We start from the raw sequence: 16099 nt of genomic DNA, 5'->3' as shown, positions 1-16099 counted from the left end.
CATGAATGCTGTTGCCAAGACCTTCTCCACCGAAGGCGATTACAAGATCCGCGACATCACCCTGGCCGACTGGGGCCGCAAGGAACTGGACATCGCCGAGCACGAGATGCCGGGCCTGATGTCCATCCGCCGCAAGTACCAGACCGAGCTGCCGCTGAAGGGCGTGCGCGTGACCGGCTCGCTGCACATGACCATCCAGACCGCGGTGCTGATCGAGACCCTGAAGGACATCGGCGCCGACGTGCGCTGGGCTTCGTGCAACATCTTCTCGACCCAGGACCACGCCGCTGCGGCGATCGCCGCCACCGGCACTCCCGTGTTCGCCTGGAAGGGCGAGTCGCTGGAAGAGTACTGGGACTGCACCCTGGACGCGCTGACCTTCACCCTGCCCGACGGCACCCTGACCGGCCCGGAGCTGGTGGTCGACGACGGCGGTGACGTGACCCTGCTGATCCACAAGGGCTACGAACTGGAAAACGGCAGCACCTGGGTCGACGAAAAGGCCGCTTCGCACGAAGAGCAGGTCATCAAGAACCTGCTCAAGCGCGTGGCCAAGGAGCGCCCGGGTTACTGGGGCCGCGTGGTCAAGGACTGGAAGGGCGTTTCGGAAGAAACCACCACCGGCGTGCACCGCCTGTACCAGCTGGCCCAGGCCGGCACCCTGCTGATCCCGGCGATCAACGTCAACGACTCGGTCACCAAGAGCAAGTTCGACAACCTGTACGGCTGCCGCGAGTCGCTGGCCGATGGCCTCAAGCGCGCGATGGACGTGATGCTGGCCGGCAAGGTCGCCGTGGTCTGCGGCTACGGTGACGTCGGCAAGGGCTGCGCCGCGTCGCTGCGTGCCTACGGCGCGCGCGTGGTGGTCACCGAGATCGATCCGATCTGCGCCCTGCAGGCGGCGATGGAAGGCTTCGAGGTCAACACCATCGAATCCACCCTGGGCCGTGCCGACCTGTACGTCACCACCACCGGCAACAAGGACATCATCCGCATCGAGCACCTGAGCGCGATGAAGGACCAGGCCATCGTCTGCAACATCGGCCACTTCGACAACGAGATCCAGGTCGATGCGCTGGTCGACTTCCCGGGCGTGAAGCACGTCAACATCAAGCCGCAGGTGGACAAGTACATCTTCCCCAACGGCAATGCGATCTTCCTGCTGGCCGAAGGCCGCCTGGTCAACCTCGGCTGCGCCACCGGCCACCCGAGCTTCGTGATGTCCAACTCGTTCGCCAACCAGACCCTGGCCCAGATCGACCTGTGGGCCAACAAGGGCACCTACGAGAACAAGGTGTACCTGCTGCCGAAGAAGCTGGACGAAGAAGTGGCCCGTCTGCACCTGGAAAAGATCGGCGTGAAGCTGACCACCCTGAGCCAGGAACAGGCCGACTACATCGGCGTGCCGGTGGAAGGTCCGTTCAAGCCGGATCATTACCGCTACTGATGCCGTGCGCGGGGTCGGATTCCTTTCCGCAGGAAAGGGCTCTGACCCCAGCAACGGATGCACACGGACGGGCGCCTTCGGGCGCCCGTTCTGCATCCGGGCACCCGCCGCCGCGTTCCGCGCGTCCTGTCACAGAGCCCTAAGCAGTCGCTTGCTACGCTCTGTTCCCGCCAACGGCCCCGGCGCGGGATGTTGCAATGCCCAGCCCGCCGCGCGGCCGCCACGGCCCCCCCGTTCCATGGTTCGCCCCATGCCTGCCGCCCGCAGGCCATGCGCCAGGACGCAGACATCAAAGGATAGACATGCAGCGCAGCAGTGAACGTATGACCCGGGCCATCAAGCCCCTCATGACCCTGTGCTGGGTGGCCCTGCTGGCCGCCTGCACCCCGCCCTCCGGTGAAGCCCAGGCCACGACGCCTGCAGCCGCCACCGAACAGGCCAACACCGACGGCAAGGCGGCCAGCGCCCCGGCAGCGGCCGCCGGCAGCACCGCCTGCGCCAATCCGGCATCGCCGGTGCAGACCCTGATCTGCAACGACCCCGCCCTGTTGAAGCAGGAAGGCGAGCTGGCCAAGGCCGAAGCCGCCGCAAGCCAAACCCTCGATGCCGCCGGCAAGGCCAAGCTGCAGGCCGAGCAGCAGCGCTGGATCCAGCACACGCGCGACCTGTGCAGCGACGCGCACTGCCTGCAACAGGTATCTGCCGACCGCCTCAAGGTACTGTCGGCCACGCGCGACGGTCTGGTCGACCAGGACGCCTGCGAAGTGCCCGACGGCCAGCAGCAGTGCGTGGACATGCTGGTGCTGCGCGACCCCAACAGCCAGCTGGCGACCTTCAACACGCTGCTGGGTGAAAACGGCCAAAAAGGCAGCCTGCTGGGCTGCACGGCGGCAACCAACATCGGCGCCGGCCACAACGCCCTGCTGGCGGCCAACTGCACCCTGGAAACAGCCACCGGCAAGCGCAACGTGCAGCTATGCAGCAACCAGATGGTCGGCCAGTTCGCCATCGAACCGGCACCGGCTGCCTACGGCACCGAGGCCACCCGCCAGCTGCTCGGCTTCACCCAGCAGCACTGCGCCGGCTGACATCAGCCGGGCGGGCACGGCTCCCTTTTCCTCATTGAAGGACGATGACCATGGCAACGGATTCCACTCTCACCCGCGAACAGCTGTCCACGCTGTTCCTCAACACCGAACTGGGCGGCAACACCCGCCACCTGGACCATTTCTCATACGCCCAGGAGGGCACCAGCGCCTACTCGTTCGGCCTGGTGCAGTTCGACGTCGGCGGCAACCCCCAGGCCAGGCGCTTCCTGCGCGACAACGGCTTCACCAACGGTGACATCGAACTGCTGTCCCAGCACGGGGGGCTGAGCACACAGCAGCTGGCCGCGCTCGACGCCAAGCTGCAGGCCATTCCGCAGGCCAACATCGACCAGCTCACCAACGCCAAGCTGGACAGCGCCATCGAGCGCGTCGACGAGGCCATCGCCAAGGTGCGTGCGACCAACCCGGCCGCCGCCGATGCCATCGTGGCAAACCCGGAACTGCAGCTGGCCATGGCCGACTATGACAACCAGTTCGGCAGCATGGGCCCGCAGTTCATCAACTATCTGGCCGGCAACGCGGAGAAGCTGCAGGGCGGTACCGTCCAGGCCGGCGATCCACCAAGCCGGGCCGACGTGCAGACCTTCGTCGATGCGACCAAATTCGGCATCCAGTCGCCTGCGGCCGTGACCAGCCGCGATCAACGCTTCGACACGGCCATGACCCAGCTGGGCATCACCCCAACCCATGCCCCCTCGCACGGCTCGCCCAGCACACCCGGTGCGTCGGCTGGCAGTGGCGTGCTGGTGAACGGCGCAAAGGGCGATGAGGTGCAGGCCATGCAGCAGAAGCTGGCCGACCTCGGCTACACGGGCAAGGACGGTGCACCGCTGGTGGCCGACGGTCACTTTGGCCCGGGCACCCTGCAGGCGGTCCAGCAGTTCCAGCGCGATCATCAGCTGACGGTGGACGGCAAAGCCGGCAGCGGCACCTTGGGTGCGCTGGAGGCGGCAAGCCAGCAGCATCAGCAGGCCGAATCAGCAGCACCGAGCATGGCCACGCCCGGGCACGCCGACAATCCGCGATACCAGCAGGTCGTGGAAAAGCTGGAAACGTTGGAACAGCAGCGCAGCCAAGGTGGACTATCGCCGCTGTTCCATGACCGCGGCCAGCTGGAGAATGCCGCTGGACAGGTCGCCTACGAGTCCAAGCTTGTCGGCATGTCACAGGTGGACACCGTGGTGGCGCGCCCCGACGGCCAGGGTGTATTCGCGGTGCAGGGCCAGCTGGGCGATCCTGCCGCGCATCGCACCTACATCGACCTTGCGCAGGCGGTCAGCCAGGATCTGCCATCCAGCACTCGCCAGAGCGAAGCGTTGAACGCCGAACAGACACAACGACAGGCGCAGGAACAGGCACAGGCACAGCAGCCGCTGTCGCGCTGATCTGCGATGGATCGGATCCACGCACAGCGTGGATCCTGTCATCCGGTTCGGTATCCACGCGCGGCGTGGCTCTACTGCATGCGCTGGCGGTCGTCGCCGAGGGCGAGGCGGCACTGTTCGCGGAACGCAAGCTGCCACGCGGGCAGATCAAAGCGCTCGCGCTCCTGGAATGACACCGTCTCGGCGGCCAGCACGTAACAGCGGTTGTGCGACAACCGTAGTGCCGCCTCCCTATCGCCGATCCGCCAACACCGATCGATGCAGGCCTGCATCAACGCATAGTCCGGGTTGTTCCTGGCACCGCCAAAGGCGAAGCCCATCTGCTGCGCCATCGCCACCACCGGATCCTCACCAGCATGCGCCGATTTCAGGATGCGCAGCACGCCTGCTTCGGGCACGCCAAAGGCCCAGTTGGCCAGCACGGCCGAGCGCGCCGCGCGCACCGCCAGCTCGGCATTGCGCAACCGCATGTGCTGGCCAGCGAGCATGGCCCAGCCCTTCTGCAGGTCTGGAAAAGCCGCGGTTGCGGCGTCGAGCAGTGGGATCGCAGCGGCGGGCTCGCCCGCTGCTACATGTCCCTGCGCCAACTCGACAAGCCGCAGAGGCGAGTCTGCGTCGTCCACATCATGCGCGCGCGGATCCCACTCGTCGTCATCCCACGCATCCTCGTCCAGCGCGCGATTGATGCCCAACCAGTGCACGAACACGTCCAGCGAAGAATGGCTGTAGACCATCCTGCCCTCGTCATGGGACATCTCGCAGACCAGCGGCAATGCGCCTTCGCGCCCCAATGGCCAGTACAGCCCGAAACAATCGCCGTTGCCCAACGCGCCTTCGGCGATCGGCAGAAAACCCTGCGGTGGATACGGGCCCGCTGCCACTTCGGTGTCAAAGGTCAGGTCGTGGAGGTGAGCGGGTGCGCGCATGCTGGAGCCTGGGAAAGCCGACGTGCAGTATCGCAGGGTGCGGCAATAGCCTCGGTCAAGGCAATGCCCGCGCGCGGCGCTACGATATGCCCATGACCCCGGCCATCAACCTGCTCAAGCGCGAGAAGATCGCCCATACCGTGCACAGCTACGTGCACGATGCCCATGCCGAATCCTACGGCGGCGAAGCCGTCGAAAAGCTGGGCCTGGACCCGGCACAGGTATTCAAGACCCTGCTGGCCAGCACCGAAACGCACGAACTGCTCGTTGCCATCGTGCCGGTGGCCGGCCAGCTTGATCTGAAAGCACTGGCCGAGGCGGCCGGCTGCAAGAAGTGCGAGATGGCCGCCGTCGATGCCGCGCAGCGCGCAACCGGCTATCTGGTCGGCGGCATCAGCCCGCTTGGGCAGAAGAAGCGCCTGCGCAGTTTTCTCGACGCCAGCGCGCAGGCACTGCCCACCCTGCACGTCAGCGCGGGACGGCGTGGCCTGGAAGTGGAGCTGGCACCGGCCGACCTGCTGCACCTGACCGGCGGCCACTACGCCGCGATCGGCAGGCCCCGTTGATGCGCTGGCCCTGGTCCACATCGCCGCCACCGCGGCTGGCCGACCCGCAGGCCGATGTGCTGCTGCAGGACCTGCTGTCGCGCGATGCCAGTCGTATCCATGCCGCCAGCAGCAGCCTGGCGCGGTTGTTCAGCGCTACGACGCTGGATGCGCTGACGCCGCAGACCGAGCGGATCGAGCAGGCCTGCCAGGGCGTGCAGCTTGGCGGTGCGCTGGTCAGCAACGATGTTCACCTGCAAGCCGCACTGCGCCGCCTGCGTTATTGGCGTGAGCGCAAAGGCTGCCTGTGCGCGCTGTATCCGGATTACCTGTTCTTCGACCCACGCCGGCTCATCGAGCAGAGCCATGTGCGGCTGCTGGAACAGGGCGTGGCCGAGGATGGCTGGGGCGACCGCCATCGGGTGGCCTGCACCTGCTGCGGCCAGCACTGGGATGCCACCGACCGTGAGTACCACTACCCGTGGTGGGAGTGGACCTTGCTCGCCATTGATTGAAGCCACGCGTGGCGTGGCTCTACTGCGAAGGCGGATCCACGCCAAGCCTGGTTGTGCCGGCTCCCGCTACGAAAGCCAGGAGAGCACGTCCTTCATTCGTTGAGAGCAAAGGTCACCGGCACGTCCATCACACTCATGGCGGGCAACGCGGGCTGTTGCGCGTCGCGTTGCATGGCCCACGAGCGGAGCCCCTTGGCCGCTGCCGCGTCCAGCACCGCGTGACCACTGGACACGCGTACCACGGCCGCGACAATCCTGCCGTCCTCGTTCACCAGCGCCTTCAGCTGCACTTTGCCCTGCAACCCGTCACGTACAGCCGCAGAGGGGTACTCGGGGAATTCACGCCTCCAGTTGCCGCTGGCCGCAGGGAACAGTGTCGCCTTGGACGACAGCGGGCAGCGCGCAGGGAATCGCAGCACCAGTGACAGCGGCTGCGCGGACGGCTGAGGTTCCGCAGCGGCCTTGCATACCGCCATCGACACCGCTTCCAGCATGCGTTGCTGGCGCACCAGCGCTTCCGCATCCGCAGCCACGACGTGCAGCGTGCAGCGCCCTTGATGGGCACGCGCCTCCATGCTGCTGACGCCCACATCCTGGATCGATGCCGCGTTGCTCAATCCACCGCATGCGGCGTTGGCATCGTAACGCTGGGCTGAACTCTCGGCTGAACCCAGCAAGGCGCCCAGCGCCACCGCCAACGGCATCCACGTTCTGATCGTCATCGTTGCTTCCTGCTGTGATGGAAACAGCATCGTATCCCGCGGTGGCCGCAGCGGATTTCACATCGCAGTGCGCTGACGCGCATCGCGATGCTGTGTTCTCAGGGCCGCCAGTTGGCGTTGTTCTCCCAGAACGCCACCGCGCGCTGATAGGCTTCGCGGTCCAGCGGCACGCCCGAACCACCCTCCTCCACGCCCAGCGCATTGCGCATCATGGTGATCGGCGCCATCGGCACTTCTTCCGGCTCGGCGGTATAGATGCAGCCGACGATGCCCCAGTCCGCATCGATGGGTGAACCTTCCTTGGCCAGCTGCTCGGCGCTGTACAGGATCACCACCAGGTAATTGGCCCGTGGCGATTCCACGCCCTCGAACCAGCGCACCAGCACCGGCAGTTCCTCACGGTTGCGCGCCTCGTAGCCGCTGCGCAGCAGGTGCCGGTTGGCATCGGTGACCGGCACGGTCAGGCAGCGCGTGCTGGTCCAGTTCTCATAGACGAACAGCTTGCAGAACGGTGCATAGCCATCGAGCACCTTCAGCGGCGGGTGCGCGTTGAGATGCGCCTGGAACTGCTCGGCGCTGCAGTCCTGGATGGTGTTGCCGCGCGGTACGCGCGGGAACAGGCGGGGGCGGGCGAAATCGGTGAGGACGATGGACATGGCGCGACGTGATCGAAGAATCCGCTGCACAGGGTAACCGCCACCGGCGGTGCAAGGGGAGCAGGCCGAGAGTCACTGGCATCCGAACCGGACTTGCCCCACCCTGCCTTCGACCCACCGTAGGGATTGCAGGCTCATGGATGCAGCACGCGCGTTGTCCCCTTCCCCTCGATCACACCAACGGCCTCTGCTGAAGGCAGTAGCGGCTGTGCTTCTCGCTCCGCCCCTGCTGTTCGCTGCCGCCCTGATCTGGCCGTTGCCAGCGCCGCCGCCACCCGATGTCGGCAACAGCCGGGTGATCATCAATGCGCGGGTGGTGGACGTGCAGAACGGCGTTGCCAGCGCGCCCACCACTGTAACGGTGCGCAACGGCACCATCATCGCCATCGGCAATGGCCCCCACGACGCCACCTTGCACGTATTCGACGCCGGTGGCCGCTGGCTGCTGCCTGGCTTCTGGGACATGCATACCCATGCACTGCAGCTGTCTCCGCAACTGCAGTTCCCGTTGATGCTGGCCAACGGCATCACCGGCACCCGCGACATGATGGACTGCCCGCAGCCGACCGATCCACTGATCGCCTGCGTCGCTGACAAGCGTCGCTGGAACGCACAGGCCATCGCTGGCACGTTGACCGCGCCGCGATTCGTGCAGGTGGCAAGCTTCTACTTCGAAGACCCTGCGCTGGCACCACAGGACGCCGTCCGTCGCGCGCGTGAGTACGCCGAGCGCGGCGTGGATGCACTGAAGGTCTACAACCGGCTGCGCCCGGATACCTACCAACGGCTGGCTGCCGAGGCGCGGCAACTGCATCGTCCGCTGGTGGGCCACCTGCCCAGGGCGGTGGCGCTGGAAGAGGCACTGCAGGCCGGACAGCACAGCTTTGAACACGCGCATCTGTTCGTTCGCCACTGCTCCGGCTCCGCAGCTGCATGGCGCAGCGGGACGCTGGACGGTGAAGACCCGACAGCCTTGGCCGAGCACTTGGTGGACAGCTATGCGCCTGCAAGGTGCAAGGCCGCCTTCGCGCTGATGCAGGCCAGCGGCAGCGCCTTCGTGCCCACTCATGTCACCCGCGAGGAGGATGCCCGCGCGCGCGATCCGGGCTTCATCGATGATCCGCGACTGGCGTACCTCGATCCGCTTTCGCGCTGGGCCTGGCGCGACGACCTGCAGGCCACGGTCACCCGCCATCCAGGCCAACGTGGCGAGCGCGCACTGCACGCCTATTTCAATCATGGCCTGGCACTGACCGGCGCTGCGCACCGCGCCGGTGTTCCGGTGCTGGTGGGCACCGACACCGGGCTTGGCGGCTTCCGTTATCACGATGAACTGCAACTGCTGCACCAGGCCGGACTCAGCCAGGCCGACGTGCTGCGCGCAGCCACGTTGCACGCCGCACAGCACCTTCGCCTGCAGGCCCGGCATGGCAGTGTCGAGGTCGGCAAAGCGGCCGACCTGGTGCTGCTGGACGGCAATCCTCTGCTGGACATCGGCAACAGCCGGCGCGTGCATGCGGTGCTGCTGGCCGGCCACCTCTACGACCGTCCAAGGCTGGATGCACTGCTGGCCTACTCCCGCGCGCAGGCACGCTCACCTGCGGTGATGGCGCGGCTGCTGTGGGGATTCGTGACAAGCCCGGTCAGCGCGGAACTGTAGCGACTGCCTTGTTTTACATCCATCTCGATGGAGAGATATAATTCTCCGCACCCGACGCCGCCGCCCGTGCCATGACCACCATCAGCTTCGAGTTCTATCCGCCCAAGACCGACGAACAGCGCACCCAGCTGGACCGTGCCGCGGCCAAGCTGAAGACGTATGCCCCCGAGTACGTGTCCTGTACCTTCGGCGCCGGTGGCTCGACCCTCAGCTACACCTCCGAGACCGTGCGCCATCTCAACCAGCACCACGGCTTCGACGCGGCACCGCACCTGTCCTGCGTGGGCGGTACCCGCCAGGAGATCCGCGAGCTGCTGACGCTGTACCGCGCCATCGGCTGCCAGCGCATCGTCGCCCTGCGCGGCGACCTGCCGTCGGGCATGGGTTTTCCCGGTGACATGCGCTATGCCTCCGAACTGATCGCCTTCATCCGTGCCGAGCACGGTGACGCCTTCCGCATCGAAGTGGGCGCGTATCCGGAAACGCATCCGCAAGCGCAGGACGCCCTGCTCGACCTGAAGCACTTCAAGGCCAAGATCGACGCCGGTGCCGATGCCGCCATCACCCAGTACTTCTTCAACCCGGATGCCTACTTCCACTTCGTCGACGAAGTGCAGCGGCTCGGCGTGCAGGTGCCGATCACCCCGGGCATCATGCCGATCTCCAACTTCAGCCAGCTGCGCCGTTTCTCCGAACAGTGCGGCGCGGAAATCCCGCGCTGGATCAGCCGCAAGATGCAGGCCTACGGTGACGACGCCGAATCGGTGCGCGCCTTCGGCGCCGAAGTGGTGGCCAAGCTGTGCCAGCGCCTGGTCGAAGGCGGCGCACCGGGCCTGCACTTCTACACCTTGAACCTGGCCAAGCCGACGGTCTCGGTACTGAAGCTGCTGCAAGGCTGAAAAGTACGCTGCGTTATCGCAATCGGCGCTACGCTGCGTCGATGAAGCTCGTCCCGTCCCTGTTGCTGGTCCTGCTGCTGCCCGGTGTCTGCGCCGGTGTGCAGGCGCAGACCACGCGCTTGAACCGCTGCACCGATCCGCAGGGGCAAAGTGTCTATACCGACCGCCCCTGCGACAGCCTGGGCGCGCAGTCCCGGCGGCCACCGCCGGCGCCTTCCGGCAATACCCTGCAGCGCGACAGCCTCGGCAGCAGCTGCCCGCGCCGGCTGAGCGAACTGGTGCAGGCTTTGCACACGGCGGTCGGCATCGGTGATGTGAACCGGCTTTCTTCGCTGTACCTGTGGGGCGCGGTGTCCGATGCCGGCGCACAGCGGATTCTTGGCCAGCTGGAATCGGTGGTGCGGCGGCCGCTGGTGGACGTGGTGCCGGTGTATCCGCGCCAGGATCTGGATGAGGGCCAGGGCATCGCCTCACAGGATCCGGAAACGGTGCCGATGCCGGCTGCACGGCGCCATCCGATCGGGTTGCGGTTGGAGCAGACCCTGCCGGGCAGCGCCACGCGCGCGGCGACCGTGCTTGGGCTGCGGCGGCAGTATGGGTGTTTCTGGATTACGTTGTGAGCGGGTGCTGCTGAACCGCCATCCACGCATGGCGTGGATCTACTGGTCGCTGCGTGGCGTGGGTCTGCTCATCCACGCATGGCGTGGATCTACTTGCTTGCGCCCCTGTGTATCGCGCTACACCGGCCATAGTCCGCGGATGGCGGCGATACCCTGCCCGCCATGCCGGCGTGCCTCGGCCACATGCTGCGGTGTCATGCCGCCGAGCGCATAGATCGGCAGCGAGACCTGGGCGCGCAGCGCGGCGAAGGCCTCCCACCCCAACGGCATTGCATCGGGATGGCTCGCAGTGGCCTGCACCGGCCCCAGCACGGCGAAGTCGCAGCCCAGCCGCTGTGCGGCCAGCAGCTGCTCAAGCCCGTGGCAGGAGGCGGCCACCAGCTGCCCGGGCGGCAGCGGCCGTTCCTGCAGCGACTGCAGCTGCTCGCTGCCCAGGTGCACGCCAACGCCGAGGGTGCGCGCCAGTTCGATATCGCGGTTGAGCAGCCACTGCACACCGCGCCGATGCGCGCGCACGGCCTGCTCGATCACGCCCTGACGCTGCGGATGCTCGGCGGGCAGGCGCAGCTGGATGCGTTGCTGCCCCGAAGCCACCGCCTGCTGCAGCTGGCCGTGCCAACGCTGCAGGCCACCCTCATCGATGTCCGGCGCAGGGGTGATCAGGTAGCAGTCCGGCTGGCGCAGTGCGGCCACCACCGGCAGGTCGGCCGGCGGCATTGAATAACGGGCCAGCTTGTCCGGCGTCACCCAGGTGATGGCCTGGCCCTCGCGTCCACGCGGGGCGCCCTTCCAGCTGCGCACGTGGCGCACTTCCAGGGTCAGGTCCTTGTCCGGGTAGCGCTGCGGCACGTCCATGATCCACTCGCCCACCTCGGCCTCGATGCCCAGCTCCTCGTGCAGCTCGCGCACCAGTGCCTGTTCGGAGGTCTCACCGGGCTCGCGCTTGCCGCCCGGGAATTCCCAGAGGCCGGCCATGTCGCGGCTTTCGGTACGGCGGTTGAGCAGGATGCGGCCGCGGGCGTCGGTGATGACGGCGGCTACGACGTGGATCGATCGTTTCGGGGAAGGCATGGCCGAAGCATGCCGAAAAGCGGGGCACCGGCGCAATCGCCGGGCGCTTCAAGGCCCAGAACAGGAAAGCCCCGCTTTCGCGGGGCTCTCCGGGGGATCAGCTCAGCTGGCCGTGGCAGTGCTTGTACTTCTTGCCGCTGCCGCACGGGCACGGATCGTTGCGACCGATCTTGGGCTCGTCACGCTGCAGCTGCGCCACGCCCTGCTGGGCGGCCTCCACCTGCGCCGCCTCTTCGTCGGCGCCGTAGCCGCCAGCGTCCTGGTGCTGGAACTGCGACTGGCTCAGGCGGGCTTCCACCTGCTGGCGCTCGGCCGCTTCCAGTGCCTGCACTTCCTCGTCGCTGCGGATGCGCACGCGGGCCAGCAGGGTCACCACTTCGCGCTTGACGTTCTCCAGCATGTCCGAGAACAGCTCGAAGGCTTCCTTCTTGTATTCCTGCTTCGGCTGCTTCTGCGCATAACCGCGCAGGTAGATGCCCTGGCGCAGGTAATCCATGCGCGCCAGGTGCTCTTTCCAGCTCTGGTCGAGCACGGTCAGCATCACGTGCTTCTCCAGCGCGCGCATGGTCTCTTCGCCCACGCCCGCTTCCTTCTCGGCGAAGTGCTGGTTGATGCGCTCCTGCACCTTGGCGGTGATGCCTTCGGCGTCCAGTTCCTCGTGCGACTTGACCAGATCGGTCAGCGACATGTCCACACCGAAGTCCGACTGCAGGGTAGCTTCCAGGCCACGCAGGTCCCACTGCTCGTCCACCGAGTTCGGCGGCACGAAGCGGGCAACGATGTCGAAGATCACGTCGTCGCGGATGCCATCGACGTTGTCCTTCACCGACTCGGCGTCCAGCAGTTCGTCGCGCTGGGCGTAGATCACCTTGCGCTGGTCGTTGTTGACGTCGTCGAAATCCAGCAGGTTCTTGCGGATGTCGAAGTTGTGGGCCTCGACCTTGCGCTGCGCCTTTTCAATCTGGCGGCTGACCAAGCGGTCTTCGATGACGTCGTCTTCCTTCATGCCCATCATGCGCATGGCCTTCTGCACCCAGTCGGAGGCGAAGATGCGCATCAGGTTGTCTTCCAGCGACAGGTAGAAACGGGACGAGCCCGGATCACCCTGGCGGCCCGAACGGCCACGCAGCTGGTTGTCGATACGACGCGATTCGTGGCGTTCGGTGCCGACGATGTGCAGGCCGCCGGCCGCCTTGACCGCGTCATGGCGCTTCTGCCACTCGGCCTTGATCGCGGCCTTCTGCTCGTCGGTCGCGCCTTCACCCAGCTCGTGGATTTCCGCTTCCAGCGAACCGCCCAGCACGATGTCGGTACCACGACCGGCCATGTTGGTGGCGATGGTCACGGCGGCCGGACGACCGGCGTTGGCAACGATGGTCGCTTCGCGGTCGTGCTGCTTGGCGTTGAGCACTTCGTGCTTCACACCCGCCTTGCGCAGGTGCTCGGACAGCATTTCCGAGGTTTCGATCGAGGTGGTACCCACCAGCACCGGCTGGCCGCGCTTGGCGCACTCTTCGATGTCGGCCAGCACCGCATTGAACTTGCCTTTGCGGTTGAGGAACACCTGGTCCGGGCTGTCCTTGCGGATGGTCGGGCGGTTGGTCGGGATCACCACCACTTCCAGGCCATAGATGCTCTGGAATTCGAACGCTTCGGTATCGGCCGTACCGGTCATGCCGGACAGCTTCTTGTACATGCGGAACAGGTTCTGGAAGGTGATGCTGGCCAGCGTCTGGTTCTCGCGCTGGACCGGCACGCCTTCCTTCGCTTCCACCGCCTGGTGCAGGCCATCGGACCAGCGGCGGCCGGCCAGGGTACGGCCGGTGAATTCGTCGACGATGACCACTTCGCCATCGCGCACGATGTAGTCCACATCGCGCTGGTAGATGGCGTGCGCGCGCAGGGCGGCGTTGAGGTGGTGGACCACGGTCAGGTTCTGCGCCGCGTACAGGCCTTCGGTCTCGGCATCGAGGATGCCCGCTTCCACCAGCAGCTGTTCGGCGTGCTCCATGCCCGCCTCGGACAGGTGCACCTGCTTGCCCTTCTCATCGACCCAGAAGTCGCCTTCGCCGTCTTCCGCTTCCTGCTTGACCAGGTTCGGCACGATGCGGTTGACGCGGATGTACAGCTCCGGGGAATCGTCGGCCGGGCCGGAGATGATCAGCGGGGTACGCGCTTCGTCGATCAGGATGGAGTCGACTTCGTCGACGATGGCGTAGTGCAGGCCGCGCTGGTAGCGGTCAGCCTTGGACAGCGCCATGTTGTCGCGCAGGTAGTCGAAACCGAATTCGTTGTTGGTGCCGTAGGTGATGTCCGAACCATAGGCTTCGCGCTTGTCGCTGTGCGGCATGCCCGGGTAGACCACGCCCACGCTCAGGCCCAGCCAGTTGTACAGCTTGCCCATCTGCGCGGCATCGCGGCGGGCCAGGTAGTCGTTCACGGTGACCACGTGCACGCCCTTGCCTTCCAGCGCGTTGAGGTACACCGGCAGGGTCGCCACCAGGGTCTTGCCTTCACCGGTGCGCATTTCTGCGATCTTGCCCAGGTGAAGCACCATGCCGCCGATCAGCTGCACGTCGTAGTGGCGCATGCCCAGCACGCGGCGACCGGCCTCGCGGCAGACCGCGAACGCTTCGGGCAACACCTTGTCCAGGGCTTCACCACCGGCGATGCGCTGCTTGAATTCCGGCGTCTTGGCCTGCAGCTGCTCGTCGGAAAGCTTCTCGATCTCCGGCTCCAGCGCATTGATCTTGGCGACGATGCGGTTGAGCTGGCGCAGCTGTCGTTCATTACGACTGCCAAATACGCGGGTAAGCAGGCTGTTGATCATTGAGGGAACCGGGTTGGATGGAAATGCCGCACGGCTCCGGGAAGGATCCGTCCGCCGCAAACGAATCAGGGCGCCTGGCGCCCTGTCGATGGCAACACCCATTGTAGCTTGGGATGGGCCGCTGGGGTTTCAACCCTGTGGCGGCATTGGCATCCGAACATTCCGGTAGTGCCGGCCGCTGGCCGGCAATCCGCGATGTTGCCGAAGATCATGAGGTTGCCGGCCAGCGGCCGGCACTACCGCCCCCGGAGTACGGGGGCCCGATTCAACCGCGGGTGATGCGCCCGACCGGGGTATTGCCGCCATCGCCGAGGAACTTGCGCGGGTTGACCACGTTGCCGTTCTCCCACACCTCGAAGTGCACGTGGGCGCCGGTCGAACGACCGGTGGAACCGGCCTTGGCCACTTCCTGGCCGGCACGGACGAGGTCGCCGACCTTCACCACCAGGCGCGAATTGTGCGCGTAGCGGGTGACGTAGCCGTTGCCGTGGTCCACATCGACCACGTTGCCGTAGCCGCCCTTGACCCCGGAGAAGCTGACCACGCCGTCGGCCACCGACATCACCGGGTCACCGACGCGGGCGTGGAAGTCCATGCCCTTGTGGGTGGCGGCACCGCGACCGAACGGGTCGGCACGGGTACCGAAGCCGGACGTGACGTAGCTGTTGCGGATCGGCATGCGCGAAGGCACGGCGTTCTGCTGCAGCTGGTGGTCGAACATCAGCGATTCCATCACCGACAACTGGCGGCCTGAAGCAGCGAAGCGCTGCTCCAGCACCTGTAAGTCGGCGTTGACGTCCTTCACCGGGATGTCGGCGGTCGGGCCGCCGGCATCGCCGTCACCGAGGCCGGGGGTCTCGTTGAAATCGAATTCGCCGTCTTCCAGCTTGCCCATCTGGGTCAGTCGCTCGCCCAGGGCGTTCAGGCGGGTGGCCTGCGCCTGCAGCTCGCCGAGGCGGGCAGCCAGCGCGTTGACCTGGGTCTGCGCATCACGCTGGACCTTGGCCAGTTCGGCCTCCTGGCGGTCGACCTTGGCCTGCAGGCGCGAGTCATTGAGCGCGCTGACGCCAATTCCACCGGCAAGGCCGATAATGCAACCTGCGCCGAGCACGCTGCCCAGCAGGGCTCGGGGGCGGTCCTCGAAGTAGAACCGCAAACGCGTGAGCGCCGATTTGGCCTGTCCTTCACGCGTTTTGATTACGATCTTTTTGAATGCCATCAGTGAGTTTTCATGTCTGAGCCGAAATCCAGCGTTCGTCCCGCATCCCGACCGAAACCGGCCCTGGATGCAGTGATGGCGGACAAAAGCGGGAACCCGCTGCGGCGTGCCCTATGGCTCGACGCGCTGGACCGTCAGTTGCGCCCCCAGTTGCCGCCACCTCTGCGCAGCCGTTGCCGGCTGGCCAATGTGGACGGGGAACACCTCGTTTTTCTCGTCGAGTCCCCGGTCTGGCATGCCAAGTTGCGGCTTGCCGAAGCCCAGTTGCTCGACGCGGCCCGGTCCATCGGGCTGAAGGCCACCAAGGTGACCGTCAAGACTGCGTCTCCCACTCCCACGCGCTCCCCAGCGCTCGACAACCGGAATGGACCCCACGCAGTTTCAGCCGCCACGCACAAAGGGCTACGCGACGCCTTGGCAGCTCTGCAGGACCTTCCTTCGAAACCGAAGCGGGAAACCTGAAAGCAGCGGAGCGTCCTGCTCCACTCCCCGTCG

The 16099-nt window shown here is 66.2% G+C and carries 15 protein-coding genes; 9 read left to right on the top strand and 6 right to left on the bottom strand.

From position 1 onward, the window contains the following. Window position 1: 1 nt before the first annotated feature. The 3 genes from ahcY (at window position 2) to BW38_RS18395 (ending at window position 3941) form a co-directional block, all read left to right on the top strand. Window positions 2–1447 (top strand): adenosylhomocysteinase, encoded by a 1446-nt coding sequence (ahcY, locus tag BW38_RS18385; protein ID WP_032974920.1) that lies wholly within the window; start codon window positions 2–4, stop codon window positions 1445–1447. Window positions 1448–1749: 302 nt separating this feature from the next. Further along, window positions 1750–2535, top strand: coding sequence for a lysozyme inhibitor LprI family protein (locus tag BW38_RS18390; RefSeq protein ID WP_032974919.1), 786 nt, complete (start codon window positions 1750–1752; stop codon window positions 2533–2535). A 50-nt stretch (window positions 2536–2585) separates the two neighbouring features. Further along, window positions 2586–3941: a peptidoglycan-binding domain-containing protein gene (locus BW38_RS18395; RefSeq protein WP_235189884.1), complete on the top strand. Its 1356-nt coding sequence runs from the start codon at window positions 2586–2588 to the stop codon at window positions 3939–3941. A gap of 71 nt (window positions 3942–4012) precedes the next feature. Here the strand turns inward: BW38_RS18395 and BW38_RS18400 are convergent, their stop codons facing one another. After that, window positions 4013–4867 (bottom strand): hypothetical protein, encoded by an 855-nt coding sequence (locus BW38_RS18400; RefSeq protein WP_032974917.1) that lies wholly within the window; start codon window positions 4865–4867, stop codon window positions 4013–4015. 92 nt (window positions 4868–4959) lie between these two features. On the opposite strand from BW38_RS18400, the gene ybaK reads away from it, so the two are divergent. Continuing rightward, window positions 4960–5433, top strand: coding sequence for a Cys-tRNA(Pro) deacylase (gene ybaK / locus BW38_RS18405; RefSeq protein WP_025876549.1), 474 nt, complete (start codon window positions 4960–4962; stop codon window positions 5431–5433). Continuing rightward, window positions 5433–5927 carry a hypothetical protein gene (locus BW38_RS18410; protein ID WP_032974916.1) on the top strand — a complete coding sequence of 165 codons (495 nt, stop codon included), beginning with the start codon at window positions 5433–5435 and terminating at the stop codon, window positions 5925–5927. Before ybaK ends, BW38_RS18410 begins: the two co-directional genes overlap by 1 nt. A 92-nt stretch (window positions 5928–6019) precedes the next feature. Here the strand turns inward: BW38_RS18410 and BW38_RS21155 are convergent, their stop codons facing one another. Both BW38_RS21155 and BW38_RS18415 read right to left on the bottom strand, forming a co-directional pair. After that, window positions 6020–6649 (bottom strand): energy transducer TonB, encoded by a 630-nt coding sequence (locus tag BW38_RS21155; RefSeq protein ID WP_161763225.1) that lies wholly within the window; start codon window positions 6647–6649, stop codon window positions 6020–6022. Between the two features lie 98 nt (window positions 6650–6747). Next, on the bottom strand, window positions 6748–7305 hold the full coding sequence (locus tag BW38_RS18415; RefSeq protein WP_025876554.1) for a DUF3228 family protein: 558 nt from the start codon (window positions 7303–7305) through the stop codon (window positions 6748–6750). Between the two features lie 136 nt (window positions 7306–7441). Between BW38_RS18415 and BW38_RS18420 the strand changes: the two genes are divergently transcribed. From BW38_RS18420 to BW38_RS18430, 3 genes are all read left to right on the top strand, one after another. Next, window positions 7442–8965, top strand: coding sequence for an amidohydrolase family protein (locus BW38_RS18420; RefSeq protein ID WP_032974915.1), 1524 nt, complete (start codon window positions 7442–7444; stop codon window positions 8963–8965). A 71-nt stretch (window positions 8966–9036) separates the two neighbouring features. Next, entirely contained in the window at window positions 9037–9864 is an 828-nt protein-coding gene (metF, locus tag BW38_RS18425; protein WP_032974913.1) for a methylenetetrahydrofolate reductase [NAD(P)H], read from the top strand. Between the two features lie 41 nt (window positions 9865–9905). After that, entirely contained in the window at window positions 9906–10484 is a 579-nt protein-coding gene (locus BW38_RS18430) for a DUF4124 domain-containing protein (protein WP_032974912.1), read from the top strand. Window positions 10485–10601: 117 nt separating this feature from the next. Here the strand turns inward: BW38_RS18430 and BW38_RS18435 are convergent, their stop codons facing one another. From BW38_RS18435 to BW38_RS18445, 3 genes are all read right to left on the bottom strand, one after another. Next, window positions 10602–11555, bottom strand: coding sequence for a Nudix family hydrolase (locus BW38_RS18435; RefSeq protein ID WP_032974911.1), 954 nt, complete (start codon window positions 11553–11555; stop codon window positions 10602–10604). Window positions 11556–11652: 97 nt separating this feature from the next. Further along, window positions 11653–14385, bottom strand: a complete 2733-nt coding sequence (gene secA, locus BW38_RS18440) for a preprotein translocase subunit SecA (protein WP_025876568.1) — start codon at window positions 14383–14385, stop codon at window positions 11653–11655. 265 nt (window positions 14386–14650) lie between these two features. Further along, window positions 14651–15604, bottom strand: a complete 954-nt coding sequence (locus BW38_RS18445) for a M23 family metallopeptidase (protein ID WP_025876571.1) — start codon at window positions 15602–15604, stop codon at window positions 14651–14653. Between the two features lie 12 nt (window positions 15605–15616). On the opposite strand from BW38_RS18445, the gene BW38_RS18450 reads away from it, so the two are divergent. Then, a complete protein-coding gene (locus BW38_RS18450; RefSeq protein ID WP_025876573.1) occupies window positions 15617–16066 on the top strand; it encodes a DUF721 domain-containing protein in 450 nt (149 codons plus the stop codon). Window positions 16067–16099 lie beyond the last annotated feature (33 nt).

Source organism: Stenotrophomonas sp. RIT309, from assembly GCF_000632045.1.
GTDB classification, from domain to species: domain Bacteria; phylum Pseudomonadota; class Gammaproteobacteria; order Xanthomonadales; family Xanthomonadaceae; genus Stenotrophomonas; species Stenotrophomonas indicatrix.
Note: the sequence above shows the minus strand (reverse complement) of the source record. Positions and strands in the feature narration are given on the sequence as shown.

Excerpts from the sequence above, each read along its gene's own strand:
- ahcY (WP_032974920.1), top strand. The coding sequence starts at position 2 with ATGAATGCTGTTGCCAAGACCTTCTCCACCGAAGGCGATTACAAGATC.
- BW38_RS18390 (WP_032974919.1), top strand. The coding sequence starts at position 1,750 with ATGCAGCGCAGCAGTGAACGTATGACCCGGGCCATCAAGCCCCTCATG.
- BW38_RS18395 (WP_235189884.1), top strand. The coding sequence starts at position 2,586 with ATGGCAACGGATTCCACTCTCACCCGCGAACAGCTGTCCACGCTGTTC.
- BW38_RS18400 (WP_032974917.1), bottom strand. The coding sequence starts at position 4,867 with ATGCGCGCACCCGCTCACCTCCACGACCTGACCTTTGACACCGAAGTG.
- ybaK (WP_025876549.1), top strand. The coding sequence starts at position 4,960 with ATGACCCCGGCCATCAACCTGCTCAAGCGCGAGAAGATCGCCCATACC.
- BW38_RS18410 (WP_032974916.1), top strand. The coding sequence starts at position 5,433 with ATGCGCTGGCCCTGGTCCACATCGCCGCCACCGCGGCTGGCCGACCCG.
- BW38_RS21155 (WP_161763225.1), bottom strand. The coding sequence starts at position 6,649 with ATGACGATCAGAACGTGGATGCCGTTGGCGGTGGCGCTGGGCGCCTTG.
- BW38_RS18415 (WP_025876554.1), bottom strand. The coding sequence starts at position 7,305 with ATGTCCATCGTCCTCACCGATTTCGCCCGCCCCCGCCTGTTCCCGCGC.
- BW38_RS18420 (WP_032974915.1), top strand. The coding sequence starts at position 7,442 with ATGGATGCAGCACGCGCGTTGTCCCCTTCCCCTCGATCACACCAACGG.
- metF (WP_032974913.1), top strand. The coding sequence starts at position 9,037 with ATGACCACCATCAGCTTCGAGTTCTATCCGCCCAAGACCGACGAACAG.
- BW38_RS18430 (WP_032974912.1), top strand. The coding sequence starts at position 9,906 with ATGAAGCTCGTCCCGTCCCTGTTGCTGGTCCTGCTGCTGCCCGGTGTC.
- BW38_RS18435 (WP_032974911.1), bottom strand. The coding sequence starts at position 11,555 with ATGCCTTCCCCGAAACGATCGATCCACGTCGTAGCCGCCGTCATCACC.
- secA (WP_025876568.1), bottom strand. The coding sequence starts at position 14,385 with ATGATCAACAGCCTGCTTACCCGCGTATTTGGCAGTCGTAATGAACGA.
- BW38_RS18445 (WP_025876571.1), bottom strand. The coding sequence starts at position 15,604 with ATGGCATTCAAAAAGATCGTAATCAAAACGCGTGAAGGACAGGCCAAA.
- BW38_RS18450 (WP_025876573.1), top strand. The coding sequence starts at position 15,617 with ATGTCTGAGCCGAAATCCAGCGTTCGTCCCGCATCCCGACCGAAACCG.